An 18,368-nucleotide genomic window follows, 5' to 3' on the forward strand; every position below is an offset into this window, starting at 1 on the left:
GAAACTGCTCAGGATCGCCCCCGCCAAGACAGGGAGCGATCGCCGTTCAATGCGGGATAAGTTTTTCCGTTCCCGGTGTAGGAATCGCGGCACTTAATACATCTTCGATCCGGTCGGCGAAAATAATTTCCATTTCAGCCCTCACCTGCTCCGGTAGTGATGGCAGATCCTTGTCGTTCTCACGCGGCATGATCACCCGGAGAATCCCAGCCCTCCGGGCGGCGAGAACCTTTTCCTTAATCCCACCGACCGGCAGCACCAGACCACTTAAGGTAATCTCCCCGGTCATCGCCGTGTCCCCTCTGACCGGCAGCCCCAGATAGAGGGAAGCCAAGGCGGTTGCCATGGTGACTCCGGCCGAGGGGCCGTCTTTCGGGATGGCGCCGGCGGGCACATGCAGATGTACCGCTGCTAAGCTCTTGGCAATACCGAGCTCACGGCCATGAGAAAGAATATAGCTGTTGGCGGCCATGGCCGATTCCTTCATCACCTCGCCAAGATATCCGGTCAGGGTGAGCCTTTCCCCATCGGGAAGCTCGAGCGCTTCGATGTAGAGAACATCGCCACCCGCTTCGGTCCAAGCCAATCCGGTGGCCACCCCGGGGGAAAGCTCCTTGCGCTGTTGCTCAACAAAAAAACGTGCCGGCCCCAGCAGCTCGCACAGGTCGGTCTCGGCAACGCTGACTTGGGCAGCTTCGCCTTCAGCAAAGCGCACCGCCACCTTGCGGGCCAGGCGTCCCAACATGCGCTCCAATTCCCGTACCCCGGCCTCGCGGGTATAGCGGCGAATGATGGTGACCATGGTTTCATCCGCCACGGCAAACTGTTGGTCCGTCAGTCCGGCTTCGCTGCGCTGTCGTGGGAACAGGTAGCGCCGGCCGATCTCCAGCTTTTCCTCATCGCTGTAACCGCTCAGGTGCAGGGTTTCCATGCGATCCAGCAACGGCTTGGGGATATTATCGATGGTATTGGCGGTGGTGATGAAAAAGACCTGCGAAAGGTCAAAGGGCAGATCCAGGTAATTATCGCGGAAAGAATCATTTTGCGCCGGGTCAAGAATTTCCATCAACGCGGCAGCAGGATCACCACGAAAGTCGTGCCCCAGCTTGTCGATTTCATCCAGCATCAGCAGCGGATTTTTCACCCCGGCGCGACGAATCGCCTGCAGAATCCGACCCGGCATGGCACCGACATAGGTGCGCCGATGGCCGCGCAATTCCGCCTCATCATGCATACCGCCGAGGCTGAAGCGATCAAACTTACGCCCCAGGGCCTTGGCAATCGATTGCCCCAGGGAGGTTTTGCCGACCCCCGGTGGTCCCACCAGGCAGAGGATCGGGGCCTTGGCCTGGGGATTGAGTTTCATCACCGCCAGCTGTTCGACGATCCGTTCTTTTACCTCGGTCAGACCATAGTGATCCTGATCAAGCACTTGGCGCGCATTGTTTAAATCGAGATTGTCCGTGGTCAGACCCTGCCAGGGAAGCTCCAGAATCAGCTCCAGATGGGCCGAAGCAACCTGATATTCCGCTGAAGAGGGGGGGATCTGTTCGAGGCGGGCCAACTCTTTTTCGACCTCGTCTTTGACCTTTTCCGGCAGCTCGCATGCTTCGAATTTTTTGCGCAACTCCCGGCTTTCTGCCTCTGGTGAGCCTTCGCCCAGCTCCTGCTGCATCGCCTTGATCTGTTCGCGCAGCAGGTATTTTTTCTGCTCTGTGGTCAATTTATCCTGGGCCTGGTCGGATATTTTTTTGCGGATCTCCAGAACCTGAATTTCATGATTAAGATGGTCGCTAAACAGCTGCATCGCCTCGATATCGGTGTCGGCGGCCAACAAATGCTGCTCTTGCGCCAGTTCAAGCTGCAACAGCTTAGCAACCGGAAAAACCAGCTGCAGGATGTTTTCTTCGAGGGGAACCAAGCCAGGGGAATGCAGCTCCTTGCCCGGGTGAGCCAGGGAAAAATAGAGTTCGGTATGCTCCAACACGTCACGCTGCAGCGCTTCGGTTTCAATATTGTGGGTGATTATCACCGGACAGGGCCGCACTTGCGCCTTAAGAAAGGGCTCCGTGTGGATAAAATGGACAACCCTGATCCGCTCCACCCCATGAGCGATGATCTGCAGCGTCGCGCCGAACCGGGCAATCAGCTGAATGGTCGCTACACTACCCAGGTCATAGAGATCCGCCGGCTGGGGAATCTCTACCTCCGTATTCTTCTTGCCAAAGATGGCAATCATCCGGTTCTCAGTTGCCAGGGCGAGCTCAACCGCCTGCACCGATGCCGGTTTTTGAATTGAGATCGGCATGGCGAGGGTTGGAAAAACCACCGTGTTTTCCAACGGCAATATCGGCAAGGTGTATGTTTGACTTTCTGTCACCATTTTCCACCCCCTGGCAGCAGGATTTAAATCCTCCGCATCAGAAGACAAGTTTACCGTGTTTTTGCGAGCAAACCAGCCGGGAACGACATGAATCCCCCTCAACTGACCCCGCCCGATATTGGCAGCCCAAGGAGATGTCCGGTTGACAGACAATTCCGCAATAACAGATAGTGTTGAAAACGAGATCATACGGGAGGTCAACCGATGGCAGAAAAAATCTACTGGAACTTAAATCCCCTCTATACGGCAGCTGACGATCCGCAGATCGACAAAACCCTGCAGCAACTGACGGGACAAGCCAGCAGCTTTCGACAACGCTATAAGGGGACACTGTTATCCCTGACACCCAAGCAGCTGGCAGCAGCCCTCGACAGCTACGAACAACTGCAGAAACAAGGGTTGCTCCCCTACCTCTACGCGCAACTCCTGTTTTGTGCCGACAGCCGCCCGGATACGCACAAAGCGTTGTTCGCCCGCGTGCGGGAAGAATGGTCACAGATCAGCGAAGAGCTGCTGTTCTTCGAATTGGAGCTGATCCAGCTCGAGGAAGAAAAGTTTTGTGCCCTGCGTGATTCGAAGGAGCTTGCCCCCTATCGGCACTACCTCAATCAGCTGCGCAAGGGAGCACCCTATACCCTGAGCGAAGAGGTGGAACAAGCGCTGAAACGCAAGGACCTCTCTGGAAAAGAGGGCTTTTCGCAACTGTTTGAGGAGCTGACCTCCTCGTTTGAGTTTAAATTCATGCGTCCCGGCGAACAGGTCTCGGCGACGATGACTGGGGATGAACTCCTGGCGCTGCTCTATCATCCCGACGGCGCCGTGCGCGAACAGGCCTTTACCACCTTTCTCGACAAACATCGCGAACATGGTCTGGTGCTGACCGCCTGTTTCAACAACCTGCTGCTCGATCACGAACGCGAAGGCGAACTGCGTAACTATCCCGACCTGATGACGCCGACCCATCTCAGCAGTGAAACCGAAGCTGAGATGGTTGAGCAGATGATGGCGGTCACCGAACAGAACTACGGTCTGGCGCGTGAATACTTTGCCTTAAAGAAACAGCTGCTCGGGCTGGAGCGGATGAAAAATACCGACATCTACGCGCCGCTGCCCGGCAGTGACCGGAAATTCAGCATCGCCGAAGCCAGACAGCTGACCTTCGATTCGTTTCACGATTTCGCCCCGCAGCTGGCCGAGGTTACCGGTAGTTTTTTCACTGACCAGCGCATCGACTGCCACCCGGCCCCCGGCAAGACCGGCGGAGCCTTCTGTATGGGCATGCTGCCCGGCTATCAACCCTACGTACTGCTCAATTTCACCGGCAACCTGCGCGATGTCTCGACCATGGCCCACGAGTTGGGACACGGGGTGCACTTTGCCCTCTCCCAGCAGCAGAACCTCTACCACTTTCAAGCGCCGTTGCCACTTGCCGAAACGGCCAGCGTCTTCGGCGAAATGCTGCTGACCCGACGGATGCTCGATCAGGAGCAAGACAAACAGGTGCGGATTGAACTGCTCTGCGTCAAACTGGAAGAGATCATCGCCACCACCTTCCGCCAGAACGCCCTGACCCGCTTCGAAATTGCCGCGCATAAAAAACGCGCTGAGGGATTACTATCGCCCGACGATTATTGCGAACTGTGGATGCAGGAAAACGCCAAGCTGTTCGGCGACAGTGTCGAGATGATCGAACCTTATCGTTGGGGTTGGTCGTACATCAGCCACTTTATTCACTCCCGATTTTACTGTTACTCGTACGTTTTCGGCGAGCTGTTGGTGCTGGCGCTCTATCAGCAGTATCAGGAACAGGGGGAGGATTTTGTACCGCTCTATCTTGATCTGTTGAAGGCGGGTGGCAGTGCGCCGCCGCAAGAGCTATTGGAGCCGTTTGGGATTGATTTGAGTGATCCGGAGTTTTGGCAAAAAGGGTATGATTTTGTGCGTGGGTTGCTGGATGAGTTGAAGGGGTTGACAGGGACTGTTTGATAAAATCAAGACCGGTAAGACAAGGCAGGATCGGCGGGTTGCGTCCCGCCAGACGCCTTACTTTTTGTCCAAGCCCACAAAAAGTAAGCAAAAAATGGCTTTTTTATTTCTGTCGCGAGGACTCGGTGTTCTTCTGTAATACGGCTTAAATAAATACATTTTGCGCTTCGGTTCAGCAGAAATCGGTAAGGCCCCGGCTCGCAAGCTCACACGGGTTAAACGGTGGTGGCGTTTCTTCGTAGCTTCCGGCAGCAAAGGAATCACTCGGCAGAAGCAAAGCCTTAAACAACAGATCCCAGCAGCGTTTTTGATTGCTCCCACGGCTTCTCCCGTTTAACCCGTTCGAGCGGCCCCTTGCTCGTCCGGGGCCTATCGCTTTCAGTTGCAACAGCGACGCTGCTTTTTTGCATTATCAAACCACCTTCGGTCCAACAACGCTGCAAACCGACGAGACAGTAATAAAAAGGCCTTTCTTTTGCTTCGTTTTCTTTGCGGCCTTCCAAAGAAAATGACGTCGGCTGTCGGGCCGAGACCCGACGGTTCTGATTATAAAAAAAGGGCGGCCCAATCCGGACCACCCTTTTCATCAATCAACAAAAGCAAGCAACCCAACGGATCGCCATTGTAATGATATGTACTAGCCGAGGATTTCCTTCGCCTTAGCAACAAAATTCTCCGCTGTAAAACCAAAGTGCTTCATCAACTCCCCAGCCGGCGCACTCGCCCCAAAACCTTCCATACCGATGATGCAACCACAACGACCAACATAACGCTCCCAACCGAAGGTTGAGGCCGCTTCCATCGACACCCGCTTGGTGCAGGAAGATGGCAACACCTGCTCACGGTAGTCAGCAGTCTGCGCTTCAAACAGCTCCCAACAAGGCAGTGAAACCACCCGAGTACCGATCCCATCTGCTTGCAGGGTTTCACGCGCAGCGACAGCATGCTGCACCTCGGAACCAGTGGCGATCAGGATAACCTGCAGTTCGCCCTCTTCGGCGGCTAACACGTAACCACCTTTTTGCAAACCAGTCGCAACAGCACTGTCAACGCTCGGCAGACCCTGACGGGTCAGCACCAGAGCGGTCGGCCCCTTGCGGTTGCTGATCGCGGCCTTCCAGGCTTCGACGGTTTCGTTGGCATCAGCCGGGCGGATCACAGTCAGGTTCGGCATGGCGCGTAAAGAAGCCAGATGCTCGATCGGCTGGTGGGTCGGACCGTCTTCGCCAAGCCCGATGGAATCGTGGGTCAAGACATAGATCGGCGCCAGGCCCATCAGCGCGGCCATACGGATCGCTGGGCGCATGTAGTCAGCAAAGACGAAGAAGGTGCCAGCAAAGGGGATCATGCCCGGAGTATGACAAAGACCGTTCATGATCGAGCCCATGGCGTGCTCGCGGATACCGTAGTGGATATTGCGGCCACTGCGGCCCGGCAGCCAGGAGTTTTCACCTTTGATTTCGGTATTATTCGATGGCGCCAGGTCGGCGGAACCGCCGATTAAAAACGGCATTTTCGGTGCCAGAGCGTTGATTGCTGCACCACTGGCCTGACGGGTGGCCTTGCTATCACCAACCGCAAAGGTCGGGAGTTCAGCATCCCAACCAGCCGGGAGGTCACCGTTGGAGACTGCCAACCAGCTGGCTACGGCAGGGTTAGATTTTTTGCTCTCGAACTGCTGCTGCCAGGCTTTTTCCAACTCGGTGCCTTTGGCAACACAGGCGCCCATGTGCGCGGCCACTTCAGCCGGGACGACAAAGGTCTGCTGCGGATCGCGACCGAAAGCCTGCTTGGTCAAGGCCAACTCATCGCCACCGAGCGGAGCTCCGTGAGCGTCGTGGGAATCCTGCTTGTTCGGGGCACCAAAGCCGATGTGGGTCCGGGCGATGATCAGCGACGGACGCGGATCGTGCTTGGCGCGCTCCATAGCGGCATCAATTTCAGCCAGGTTCTCGCCTTCAACACGCTGCACGTGCCAGCCACAGGCCAGATAACGCGCACCGACATCTTCGGTGAAGGCCAGTGAGGTATCGCCTTCGATGGTGATCTTGTTATCGAGATAGAGATAATTCAGTTGACCGAGGCTGAGGTGACCGGCCAGGGAGGCTGCTTCAGCAGAAACCCCTTCCATCAGGTCGCCGTCGGAGCAGATAACCCAGGTACGGTAATCGAACAGATCGGCGTCAACATTCTGCGCCAGGTACTGACCGCCCATCGCCATACCAACGGCAACCGCAACACCCTGTCCGAGAGGACCGGTGGTGGTCTCAACGCCCGGCACGTGGCCGAACTCCGGATGGCCGGCGGTCTTGCTGCCGAACTGGCGGAAGTCTTTGATATCGTCGAGCGACAGATCGTACCCGGTCAGATGCAACATACTATAAATCAGGGTCGAAGCATGTCCACAGGAAAGGATAAAACGGTCCCGCCCGGCCCAATCGGGGTTAGCCGGATTATGCCGCAAGTGCTTCATGTAAAGCAGGTAGGCAATCGGTGCTGCTTCCATCGGCGTTCCGGGGTGACCGGACTTGGCTTTTTCCACTGCGTCAGCGGCAAGCAGGCGGATGGTATCGATCGATTCACGGATAACTGGATCGCTAAATTCTTTCGGCTGCATTTATATGACTCCTTGGTCGGATTTTTGAAGGGCACATTGAAACAGGAACCGGACTAAAAAACAAGGGGAAGTCGTGGAAAAATCGATTAAATCTGTTTGCTGAAAAGGGATATGGCCATTCTTAAGCTGAGAATATTTCCAGGCAAACAAAAAAACGGGCCGATAACCTGAGGGAGGCGTTCCCGGTTATCGGCCCTTAAACAAGAAAGGAGGTGTGATTAACCTTCTTTTGATACCAACCGTCCGACTGCCACACCGGACCGTTGATGTTGGTTACAGTACCCACCTGCGGCAAGAAAAAACACGTGCGTTTACGCATTTATTTGCTACGAATAACACAAAAGGCGACTGTACATATGCACAGTCGCCCGACTTACCAGCTAAGGAATCAGTAAAAATTCAGCGTTACGCGTAGTCACAGTGTTCAAAAAGAAGCTCCAGTTTCTGGCGACGATCCCCCTGCCAGCGCGCCAATAAACGCTCGGCCAAGGTCACCCCGCTGGAAACGATCTCCTCCAGCGGCTGCAGAAACTGACTCTCATCGGCGCCGCTGCTGCCACAGCTAAATTGTTTTTTGAGACTTTTACTGGCGGCCGGCAACAGCGCGGCAGCAACATCCTGCAAAGTACCGCCGCGAAAGTTTGCTTTGAGTCCGACCTTCCAGGAATCCTGGTAGAGCTGCTGAAAATCGTCCCGTGGGATACCACTAAAAATGGTTTCGATGGAAGCCAACGCCTCATCACAATAGAGCAAGCCTTTATAAAAGGCGGCGACCGATGCGGTATAGGCTGGCGGCAGACTATCGGCACTGCGGACTTCGACCTGGGGGCGCAAACGGACTTCGGGGAAGATGGTCGACAGGTGCAGATTCCAGTCGGCCAGCGTGGCCCGCTCTTGCTGCCAACCGCTTTCCAGATACTGACGGAAGGTGAAACGACTGCCGGTCATATCGATCAGGCGGTGATCGCGCTGCAGGAAATAGAGCGGCACATCGAGAGCATATTCAACGAAATCACTAAACCCGCTGTCGGCACTAAACAGCTGCTCGATCAGGCCGCAACGGTCAGCATCGGTACGCGACCAGATTTCTCCGCGCAGCGAAAGAAAGCCGCTCGGTCGGTCTTCGAGAATCGGCGAATTGGCAAACAGGGCATAACACAGTGGCGCCAACCACTGAGACACCCGGACTTTACGCGCACAATCGGCCTCATCGGAAAAATCGAGATTGACCTGCGTGCCGGCAGTCTGCTTCATCATCCGCTGGCCCATGTCACCCGTCTTGAGCATGTAAGGACCCATGATGCCATAACGCGGTTTCGGCAGCCAGGAGATATCTTCCACCCGGGTGAAAGGCTGCACCCCCAAACCGAGAAAAGCCAAACCGGTTTCCTTGCCCGCCTCGACGATCTGCTCCCGGTAACGACCCAAGTCACGCCAGCTGCAGTGGATATCACAGCAGAAGCGCCCGGAAAGCTCCAACTGCCCGCCCGGTTCCAGGGTCACCGAAGAACGCTTGCCCTGCAATCCGACCAGATGCTCCCCCTCGTAACTGCCCTGCCAACCACCGACCCCCTCAAGACGTGCCAGCAGATCGCGGATCTGTGCATAGCTGGCCGCTTCGCCGGTCTGCCGATCGATAACCAGCTTCTCCGTTTCCAGCCCGACTCCCCAGTCGCGCCGTGGTCGGGCACCTCGGACCAGAAAATCGCTTAACTGCTGCAGATTTTCTACCGGCTGTTGATTCTCGTAGGTTTCGGCCGTCGACATCGACAGTCCTTTCGCAAAGTGGGGTCGTTCCGTCTTTAGTCTATCAGGATTTCAGATATTTGGTCACCGCATTGGCGATGGTGATAAAAATCTGGGTAAACACCTTCTCATCCAACTCCAGCAAAGTGATCCGGAAACCACGCTCCTCGGTACAAAAAGAAGAGATCGGCACGGTACAGATTCCTGTCGAAGCCAGCATGTAATAGACGAAACGCTTATCGGTCGAAGTCCCCGGCTCATTGACCAACCCCTCAACCAGTTCCTTGACCTCGGCATTGTCAATCGACAAACTCTGCTTATCGTTAAGCAGGTCTTTTTCGAACACCACGCTCATATAAAAAGCGCCGTTAGTGCGGTTGACCTTAAGGCCCGGAACTTCTTTGAGCAGATTATAGGCAATATTTGAGTAGCGCTCATAGCGATTGCGCCGCTCGGCAAGGTACTTGGGGTACTCAGGATGACTCAGCAGTGCCGGGATCGCTTTTTGCGGCAGTGTCGTCGAACAGACTTCAACCATTTTTGAGTTGAGAATACTCTCGATATACTGCGCAAACATTGGGTCCTTGTCCGCATTGTAGACCTCGATCCAACCGCAGCGGGCACCCGGCCAGGGAACTTCCTTGCTGATCCCCTTCATGGCGATCGCCGGCAAATCACCGATCAGATCGGAGATCGGCTTGGTGGACGTGCCGTTGTAGCAGATGTTGTGATAAATCTCATCGCAGATCAAAAACAGATCAAACTCTTTGCAGATCGCAATGATCTCCATCAGTATCCGTTCCGGATAAACAGCTCCGGTGGGGTTATCCGGGTTGATGATCAGAATCCCCGAGATGGCCGGGTTATATTTGACCGAAAGACGCAGATCGTCAATATCTGGATACCAGTGGTTTGAGGGGTCCAGTTTATAAGTGATCGGCTTCTGCCCGGCATGAGCACCTTCCGCCGAGGAGTGCGTCGAATAGGTCGGTGAGGGTCCTATCACCCGGGCTTCACGCTTTAGCTGGCCGTAAACCTTGTGAATAGCATCTCCAAGGCCGTTGAAAAAGATGATATCCTCGGGAGTAATCTGCGTCTTGCCACGCTGGTTGGTGAATTCGGCGAGAAACTCACGCGTCTCCAAAACCCCCTTGGTCGCGCAGTAGCCGTACGAGCAATCCTTCATCGCCAGATCGGAAACAATCTTCTTTATCCAACCGGGGATTTTTTCCCCTTTGGCAACCGGATCACCGATATTTTCCATGTTGGTTTTGATGCCGAGCTTGTTCAGCTTCTCGGCGATCTCGACAATAGCGCGGATCTCATAGGTCAGTTCGCCGGCACCGATGTGAACAATGTTATTACGCATGTTTTTGTCTCTCCAATTCAATAAATAAAAAGGCCATGGACTTTTCTGTCCATGGCCTCGGTGTTTATACAAACTCGTGCAGCTCACCTGAAAAGGTGATGGACAGTTATCAGGCGTTAATCGCCGCCTGAATCGCTCGTGCTGCCGCTGCTGCAGTTCTGTTCATTGTCTCACTCCGTAAAGGAAATTTAGCTGACTGGAGTATCACAATGCGCAAAGCAAGTCAACCTTTTCCCCGCCAACAGGGACATTTCCACCCTAAAGAAGGACCATTAACAGGGTTAAGGTCACCAAACTGGCCAGGGTCGAAACCACCACCACCGAGGTGACAAAGCCCGGCACAATATCGTTTTCCTTGGCAATAATGGCCACCAGAATCGCCGTCGGCATCCCGGCCTGCAGAATTCCGGCAACACTCTCGATCTGGTTCATGCCGAAGGGGATCGCCACCACAAAGGCAATCGCCGGCACCAGCAACAGTCGGATTCCAGAAGCCAGCCAGACATCGCCGACCAAAGAGACGCGGCGCTGCTCGAGCAGTTGCAAGCCGAGAGCGAACAACATCACCGGGATCATCGCCTCAGCCAGCAGGCCGATCATCCTAGAGAGCATCAGTGGCACTGTCACACCACCGGCCGAAACCAGCAGTGCTGGCGGCAGCGCCCACAATGCCGGGGTTTTTAACACCCCCCAGATGGCCCCCTTACTACCGCCATGAGCCCAACCGGCAGCACCAACACAGACGACAAAAGCACTGATGGTGATGGCGACAAAATAGAGGGTTGCCGGAACCGTGGCTTGATCGCCAAGATGAAAGCGGATCATCGCCAGCCCGTAATTACCGACATTACCGAAGGAAGCAATCATCACAAAAGCAGCAATCATCTCTTTCGAACGACCGAGAACCCGGCCGATGCCACCAGCAATTAAGACCGCCAACAGATGGCTCAAAACAATAAAAGAGACCATTTTCAAAGCAACGTCAAACTGAATGTCTGCGCTACTGATCGCCTGAAAAATAAACGCCGGAACAAAAACGTAATAGGCGGTGCGGGTCAGGGTACTGGCCTGCAGTTGCAGCCGCCCACCGAGCAGATAACCGAGTACAACAATGCCGAACACCGGCAGAATCACGTTTAAAAATATCGAAAAAAGTTCTGCCATTCGACACCTACAAAAAAAAAGAGGGGGGGGGGAGGAAGAGCTAAGGCTAGCCTCTTTAGACGCAGAACAGCAAACAAAAAAAGCCCCCGGCACTTTCGCACCGGGGGCTTCCTATCAGCAGCTGAAAAAACTCAGCTTATTTTCCGCAATCGGCCTGCATTTCAGCGAGCTTCTTGTACAGGTCGTAACGCGTTGCCGTTTCCTTAGCCGAAGCGGCCATCAACTCATCGGCGTGCTCAGGGTTGGCCTTCTTCAGAACGCGGAAACGGTTCTGATTATTGGCAAACTCCTCGAAGCTGATGGACGGCTCTTTGCTGTCCATCTGCAGTGGGTTCTTGCCTTCGACAGCCAAGCGTGGGTCGTAGCGGAACAGCGGCCAGTGACCGCAGGCTACGGCTTCCTTACAGTTGTCAACCGCCTTGGTCATGTTGATACCGTGGGCGATGCAGTGGCTGTAAGCGATAATCAAGGACGGACCATCGTAGGCATCAGCCTCAATCATCGCCTTAACCACCTGAGCAGGATTACTCAGCGCGACCCGAGCGACGTAGATGTTGCCATAGGTCATGGCGATCATCGACAGGTCTTTCTTCGGCATCACCTTACCGCCGGCAGCGAACTGAGCAACCGCACCGATCGGAGTCGACTTGGAAGCCTGACCGCCGGTGTTGGAATAAACCTCGGTATCGAGGACCAGCACGTTGACGTTCTCGCCGGAAGCCAGAACGTGGTCAAGACCACCGTAACCGATGTCGTATGCCCAACCGTCGCCACCATGGATCCAGACCGATTTAACAACCAGGTAATCAGCGTCACCCAACAGCGGCTTAGCGGTTTCGTGGGTACAGGCGGCAAGGATCTTCTTCAACTGGGCCACCCGGCCACGTTGTGTTTCGATCTCTGCCTGGGAATCCTGAGCGCTGCCAAGGATATCCTTCTTCAGATCAGCAGTACCTTCACAGGCCTTACAACCACAATCGATATTGCTGGTCAGCAATTCACGCGCATACTCAGCCGTCTTATCGATCGCCAGACGCATACCGAAACCGAACTCGGCGTTGTCTTCGAACAGCGAGTTACTCCATGCTGGTCCGAGACCATCCTTACGCTTGGACCAAGGAGTGGTCGGCAAGTTGCCACCGTAGATCGAGGAACAACCGGTCGCATTAGCGACCATCATCCGGTCACCAAACAGCTGCGAGCAGAGCTTGACGAACGGAGTCTCGCCACAACCGGCACAAGCACCGGAGAATTCAAACATCGGCGGCAGGAACTGGCTACCTTTGACGGTGGCACGGTTGAACAGTGACTCGTCAGGATCAGGCAGGCCGAGGAAGAAGTCGAAGTTGGCACGTTCGGTTTCACGCAAAGCCGGCTGCGGTGCCATATTGATCGCCTTGACACCTTCGTCGGTCTTGCTCTTGGCCGGGCAGTTGTAAACACAAGCACCACAGCCGGTACAATCTTCAACAGCAACCTGCAGAGTGAACTTTTTGCCGTCGAGATCCTTGCCTTTGGCCGGAACCGACTTGAAGGTTGCCGGAGCACCTTTGAGATCGGCTTCGTCGTAGACCTTCATGCGGATGGTGGCATGTGGGCACATGAAAGAGCAGATACCGCACTGGACGCAAAGGTCCTCTTTCCAAACCGGCGCAGTCACCGCGATGTTCCGCTTTTCGACACAGGCCGTCGCGGTTGGGAAAGTGCCATCTTCAGACATCGCCGACAGTGGCAATTTATGACCAAGACCGTCGATGATCGGGCCGATGGTGTTCTTGACGAGATCGGAGCAACCGTCCCACTTGCCGATTTGCATTTCAATCGCACTGTCGGCAGTAGAAACCGTCACTTCCTGAATATTTTCAAGCGCCGCATCCACCGCTTTGGTGTTCATGCTGACGACTTTTTCTCCAGCTTTACCGTAAGACTTAACGATAGCGCCCTTGATCTCGCTGATCGCCAGATCGAGGGAAATGATGTTGGAGATCTTGAAGAAAGCGGTCTGCATGATGACGTTGATCCGTGCACCGAGACCAAGCTTCTCGCCCAGAGCGATACCATCGATAACAAAGAACTTCATGCCCTTGTCGATGATCTGCTGCTGGACATATTTCGGCAGCTGGCCCCAGATCTCATCCTTACTGAAAGGTGAGTTGAGCAGGAAGGTTGCACCATTTTTGGCGTTTTTGAGCATGTCGTACTTCTCAAGGAAAGAGAAGTTGTGGCAAGCAACAAAATCGGACTCATTCTCAGAGATCAGATAGGTGTTCTTGATCACTTGCTCACCGAAACGCAGATGCGAAGTGGTCAAGCTGCCGGCCTTCTTCGAATCGTAGACGAAGTATGCTTGAACCTGGTTATCGGTACTGTCACCGATGATCTTGATCGAGTTCTTGTTAGCACCAACAGTGCCGTCGGAACCGAGACCGTAGAACATGGCTGCGTACCCGGTGAACGGAACCTTGTAGGTTTCGTCGAACTTGAGGCTCTTGCCGCTGATATCATCCTCGAAACCGACGATGAAGTGATTCATCGGCTTATCCTGCAGCATGTTATCGAAAACGGATTTACACATACCGGCGTTGAACTCGAAAGAACCGAGGCCATAACGACCACCAACGATGGTTGGGTAGCCGGTAAAGCTGGCCAGTCCGTCGCTCATGCCTTCGCCGATCGCGGTACGGATCGACTGATAAAGTGGCTCACCGATGGAACCCGGCTCCTTGGTGCGGTCGAGAACGGTAATTTTCTTGACGCTGGCTGGCATCGCCTTGCAGAACTGCTCGATCGGGAACGGCAGGAACAGGCGAACCTTAAGCATGCCGACCTTCTCGCCCTGAGCAACCAGATGCAGGATCAACTCTTCCATCGCTTCACAACCGGAACCCTGCATGACGACAACGCGCTCGGCATCAGGGGCACCGACGTAATCGACCATGTTGTACTGGCGACCGGTCAGCTTGCCGAACTTGTCCATCTGTGCCTGGACGATCCCTGGAACTTTGTCGTAGTAGGAATTGGCGATTTCACGGCCGTGGAAATAAACATCAGGGTTCTGCGCGGTACCGCGCAGTACTGGATGATCCGGCGACAGGGAACGAGCACGGTGAGCAGCGATCAGCTCGTCATCGATCATCGCCTTCATGTCTTGCATCGTCAGCTCTTCAACCTTCTGCACCTCGTGGGAGGTACGGAAACCGTCGAAGTAGTGCAGGAAGGGAATGCGGGATTCCAAGGTCACCGCCTGAGCGATCAGGGCGAAGTCCATGACTTCTTGTACGTTGTTGGAGCAGAGCATCCCCCAACCGGTCTGGCGACAAGCCATGACGTCGGAGTGATCACCGAAGATCGACAGCGCCTGTGTGGCGACCGCACGAGCCGAAACATGGAAGACGGTCGGGGTCAACTCACCGGCGATCTTGTACATGTTCGGGATCATCAACAACAGCCCCTGGGAAGCGGTAAAGGTGGTAGTCAGCGCGCCACCCTGCAGAGCACCGTGGACAGCACCAGCGGCACCGCCTTCGGACTGCATTTCAACAACTTTGGGAATCGTTCCCCAGATGTTTTTCTCGCCTGCTGCACTCTTGGCGTCAGAGATCTCTCCCATCCCCGACGAAGGGGTAATCGGGTAGATCGCAATGACCTCATTGGTCGCATGAGCGACATGCGCGGCTGCAGAACAACCATCAATACAAACCATTTTCCGAGACATGGAACCTCCTTTTAAGGTTGAAAATGACGATCCAAATTATGAGAATCGTAAACCTGCTAAACAACAAAACGTAAAACGACAGAACCCACCCAAGGCTCCCATCGAAGACAGTTAAGCCCTAACTCTATAGTTCGCGACGTCCGTTAACCGCCTGCTGAACCGTCCCTGCATCGATATATTCCAGATCACTTCCAGAAGGTATCCCATGAGCTAAACGGGTCACCCTCAATCCTTGTTCCTTGCAGAGCGTGGCCAGATACAAAGCGGTGGCCTCACCTTCAACAGTAAAATTGGTTGCCAGCAGAACCTCTTCGATCTGCTCCTGTTGAAGGCGTTGTAACAGTTGTGAGATTTTCAAATCATCCGGGCCGATCCCGTCAAGTGGCGAGAGGGCACCATGCAAAACATGATATAAGCCGCGATAGGCGTGGCTACGTTCTATCGCCAGTAAATCCTGAGGTTCCTGAACAATACACAATCGCTGCGCTTCACGTGCCGAATCACCACAGATCTGGCAAAGATCTCCTTCGGCGATATGATAGCAACGCTGGCAGAAACTGACCTTGCGCTTCATATCCAGCAGGGCTTCAGCCAAAGCTTCAACCTCGCGATCAGATGTCCGTAGCAAATGAAAAGCCAACCGCGCAGCGGTCTTTCCACCAACGCCCGGGAGCTTGCTCAATTCGGCAACAACCCGAGCGAAAGACGGGAGCGACACTAACATGTATTCTCCACCAAATCCAACATTTTAAAATGCTGTTCTATTTTTTTAGTATCACTTAAAAAATAAAATATCCCCAAAGTGTTATAAGCCATTTTCTGGTGCATTGGTCTGACCAAACAGAACTCTACCACAAGAAAAAGGGGGATTTCAATCCTTTATCGTATACCGCATATCGGAAATTACCACCGATCAATAAAAAATCCCCGCAGAAGACATAATTTGACACTGCGGGGATTAAAACAACGATTATTTAGTGGGATTAAAACATCCCTGGAATATTCATTCCACCGGTCACCTTCCCCATCTCTTCCTGAATCATCTGCTGGCTCTGTTTTATCGCTTCGTTAACCGCAGCCATAACCAGATCTTGCAGCATCTCCACATCCTCCGGATCAACCACGTCTTTTTCGATCTGCAGGGCAAGCAACTCCTGCTTGCCGTTGACCTTAGCTGTCACCATGCCGCCACCTGCGGTCGCTTCGATCTCTTTTTTTTCCAGCTCCTGCTGCACACGGGCCATTTTGGCCTGCATCTGCTGAGCTTGTTTCATAATGTTGCCGAGCCCTTTTGCCATTGATTCATTCCTCCACAGAAATATGATCGGCGTTTGCCGGTTATTAATCCGCTATTAAAAGCCCTTATCAGTTGGCTTAATTTCTTCTATCTGGCCGCCAAAAACCTCGATTGCCGACTTGATCATCGGGTGTTCAGCCGCATTTTCACGCAATTTTTTCTGCCGATCGCTTTCCTGCTGGGCCCGTTCTTCGTGCAGCGAAGGCGGGGCATTTTCCTGTGCGTTGACCTGACAGACTTCAACCTTGACCTCAGCGGCATAATATTCCGTCGCCAAGCCATCCATCAACTCCCGCATTTCAGCATCAACCAGACTGTAATAGCACGCCGGCATGCCAATTTTAAGGCGCGGCAATTCCAACAACAACAGGCTTGACTGTTCTAACAATGAAGCAATCCGGGGGCGCCGCCGCTCACGAACAAAATCGACCAGCCCGGCCCAACTCTTATCGCCGACGGAAACAGGTTCAACCTCAGGCTTCCGAGCTGCCGGCTCTGGATCGATCGGCAATGGCGGCACCTCACTCTGCGTGGGCCTCGGCGCCTGAGGCCTGGCTGCAGACGGCTGAGGAGGGGCAAAGACAGGTGACTGAGCGGTGCCCGGCGCTGACAAGCCCCCCGCCGCCAATCGGCGTTCGAGAGCTTCCAATTTTTTAACCAGCGCAGCCACGTCAATTCCCGCCGGCAAACTGGCCAACTTGACCAGCACCATTTCTAGCGTCAAGCGTGGATAGTTAGACACGGCCAAATCGGCCTCGGTGCGGATCAAAGAAGACAACAAGCGCTGCAAATCATCAAGATTGGCAGGAGCAGAGAGGGTGCGCAAATCCTGCAGTTCGCTTTCACTAAAATCAAGAAGACTGCCCGGCTGCTCAGCGACTTTGAGAATCACCAGAGCACGGACCAACTCCACCAACTGCTGACAGAATTGACGAAAGGAGTGCCCGTGTTCATCGACCTTCTGCACCAGCGACAACGCCTGCCGGGCATCGCGCTCCAAAATCGCCTCAATGGTATCGAGCAGGATGCGTCTGCTGACCAGACCGAGTAGGCCCTGCAGGTCATCATCCGCTATCTGTTCGCCGCAAAAAGCAATCACTTGATCGAGAGTCGACTGGGCATCCCGCATACTGCCGCCGCCACTGCGGGCGATCATCGACAGGCCAAGATCACTGATCTGCACATTTTCCTGATCAACGATATAGCGCAACCGACCCTGCACCTGCGGAAGACCGATCTTACGGAAATCAAAACGCTGGCAGCGGGATAAAATGGTAATCGGGATCTTATGCGGTTCGGTGGTGGCGAAGATAAATTTGGCGTGATCCGGTGGCTCCTCGAGCGTTTTCAACAGGGCATTGAAAGCGTTGATCGAGAGCATGTGGACTTCATCGATTATGAATATTTTGTAGCGCGAGCGGGAAGGCAGATAGCGGATATTTTCACGCAGTTCACGGATGTCATCAACGCCGGTATTGGAGGCACCGTCGATCTCGAAAACATCAACCCCTTGACTGGCGGTAATCTCAATACAGGAAGGGCAAACACCGCAAGGTTCGACGATAGGCCCCTCTTGGCAGTTGAGAGCTTTGGCAAAGATACGCGCAGCAGAAGTCTTACCGACGCCACGAGCACCGGTAAAGAGGAAGGCGTGATGAACCCGATCGGCGGAGATAGCATTCTGCAGGGTCTGGCTGACATGCTCCTGGCCGACCAGGTCGCCAAACGATTGAGGGCGCCATTTACGTGCCAGGACCAGATAGGACATGAATTCTCCCTGAAATCGTTACGATAAACCGGCGAGTGCAGAAACAAAAATTGCCGATACAAGTGACAGCCAGGCACCCCCGCGGCACACGTCCAAAACCGCTGCCGCTGCTCCCTTCCGGGCCTGACGGAGTTCACGGAAGTCCGTTGCGCGGGACCTGGCTGTCACTTCTACCGGCAACGTTTACCGATATACTTCATTTGAATTAGCAATATATGTAACTGGGCTGATCAAAAGCGTCTGGATGCTAGGCGTCCGCAGTTTCATGGAATAAGACGTACCGCAAGGTACGTCGTTGACATGAAGAAAGGACAACGCCGCAG

Annotated in this window: 10 protein-coding genes and 1 other RNA gene; 1 reads left to right on the top strand and 10 read right to left on the bottom strand. The window is 54.3% G+C overall.

Annotation, left to right across the window (positions count from 1 at the left end):
- Positions 1-46 precede the first annotated feature (46 nt).
- A complete protein-coding gene (gene lon, locus ACZ5PT_RS03275) occupies positions 47-2,383 on the bottom strand; it encodes an endopeptidase La (RefSeq protein ID WP_464265378.1) in 2,337 nt (778 codons plus the stop codon).
- A 204-nt stretch (positions 2,384-2,587) separates the two neighbouring features.
- Between lon and ACZ5PT_RS03280 the strand changes: the two genes are divergently transcribed.
- Positions 2,588-4,369: a M3 family oligoendopeptidase gene (locus tag ACZ5PT_RS03280; protein ID WP_464265379.1), complete on the top strand. Its 1,782-nt coding sequence runs from the start codon at positions 2,588-2,590 to the stop codon at positions 4,367-4,369.
- A 637-nt stretch (positions 4,370-5,006) separates the two neighbouring features.
- Here ACZ5PT_RS03280 and tkt read toward each other — a convergent pair.
- From tkt to ffs, 9 genes are all read right to left on the bottom strand, one after another.
- Complete coding sequence (tkt, locus tag ACZ5PT_RS03285) at positions 5,007-6,986, bottom strand: transketolase (RefSeq protein ID WP_464265380.1); 1,980 nt, start codon at positions 6,984-6,986, stop codon at positions 5,007-5,009.
- Between the two features lie 405 nt (positions 6,987-7,391).
- Positions 7,392-8,753 (bottom strand): glutamate--cysteine ligase, encoded by a 1,362-nt coding sequence (locus tag ACZ5PT_RS03290; RefSeq protein WP_464265381.1) that lies wholly within the window; start codon positions 8,751-8,753, stop codon positions 7,392-7,394.
- 43 nt (positions 8,754-8,796) lie between these two features.
- A complete protein-coding gene (locus tag ACZ5PT_RS03295) occupies positions 8,797-10,101 on the bottom strand; it encodes a pyridoxal phosphate-dependent aminotransferase (RefSeq protein WP_464265382.1) in 1,305 nt (434 codons plus the stop codon).
- A 258-nt stretch (positions 10,102-10,359) separates the two neighbouring features.
- Positions 10,360-11,265, bottom strand: coding sequence for an AEC family transporter (locus ACZ5PT_RS03300; protein WP_464265383.1), 906 nt, complete (start codon positions 11,263-11,265; stop codon positions 10,360-10,362).
- 136 nt (positions 11,266-11,401) lie between these two features.
- A complete protein-coding gene (gene nifJ, locus ACZ5PT_RS03305) occupies positions 11,402-14,980 on the bottom strand; it encodes a pyruvate:ferredoxin (flavodoxin) oxidoreductase (protein ID WP_464265384.1) in 3,579 nt (1,192 codons plus the stop codon).
- A gap of 124 nt (positions 14,981-15,104) precedes the next feature.
- Positions 15,105-15,704, bottom strand: a complete 600-nt coding sequence (recR, locus tag ACZ5PT_RS03310; RefSeq protein ID WP_464265385.1) for a recombination mediator RecR — start codon at positions 15,702-15,704, stop codon at positions 15,105-15,107.
- 259 nt (positions 15,705-15,963) lie between these two features.
- The gene (locus ACZ5PT_RS03315; protein ID WP_464265386.1) at positions 15,964-16,278 is read right to left on the bottom strand and encodes a YbaB/EbfC family nucleoid-associated protein; all 315 of its coding nucleotides are present in this window, start codon (positions 16,276-16,278) and stop codon (positions 15,964-15,966) included.
- 54 nt (positions 16,279-16,332) lie between these two features.
- Positions 16,333-18,045, bottom strand: coding sequence for a DNA polymerase III subunit gamma/tau (gene dnaX / locus ACZ5PT_RS03320; RefSeq protein WP_464265387.1), 1,713 nt, complete (start codon positions 18,043-18,045; stop codon positions 16,333-16,335).
- Between the two features lie 64 nt (positions 18,046-18,109).
- Positions 18,110-18,208: signal recognition particle sRNA small type (gene ffs, locus ACZ5PT_RS03325), an RNA gene on the bottom strand.
- Positions 18,209-18,368 lie beyond the last annotated feature (160 nt).

The organism is Desulfuromusa ferrireducens, from assembly GCF_055389805.1.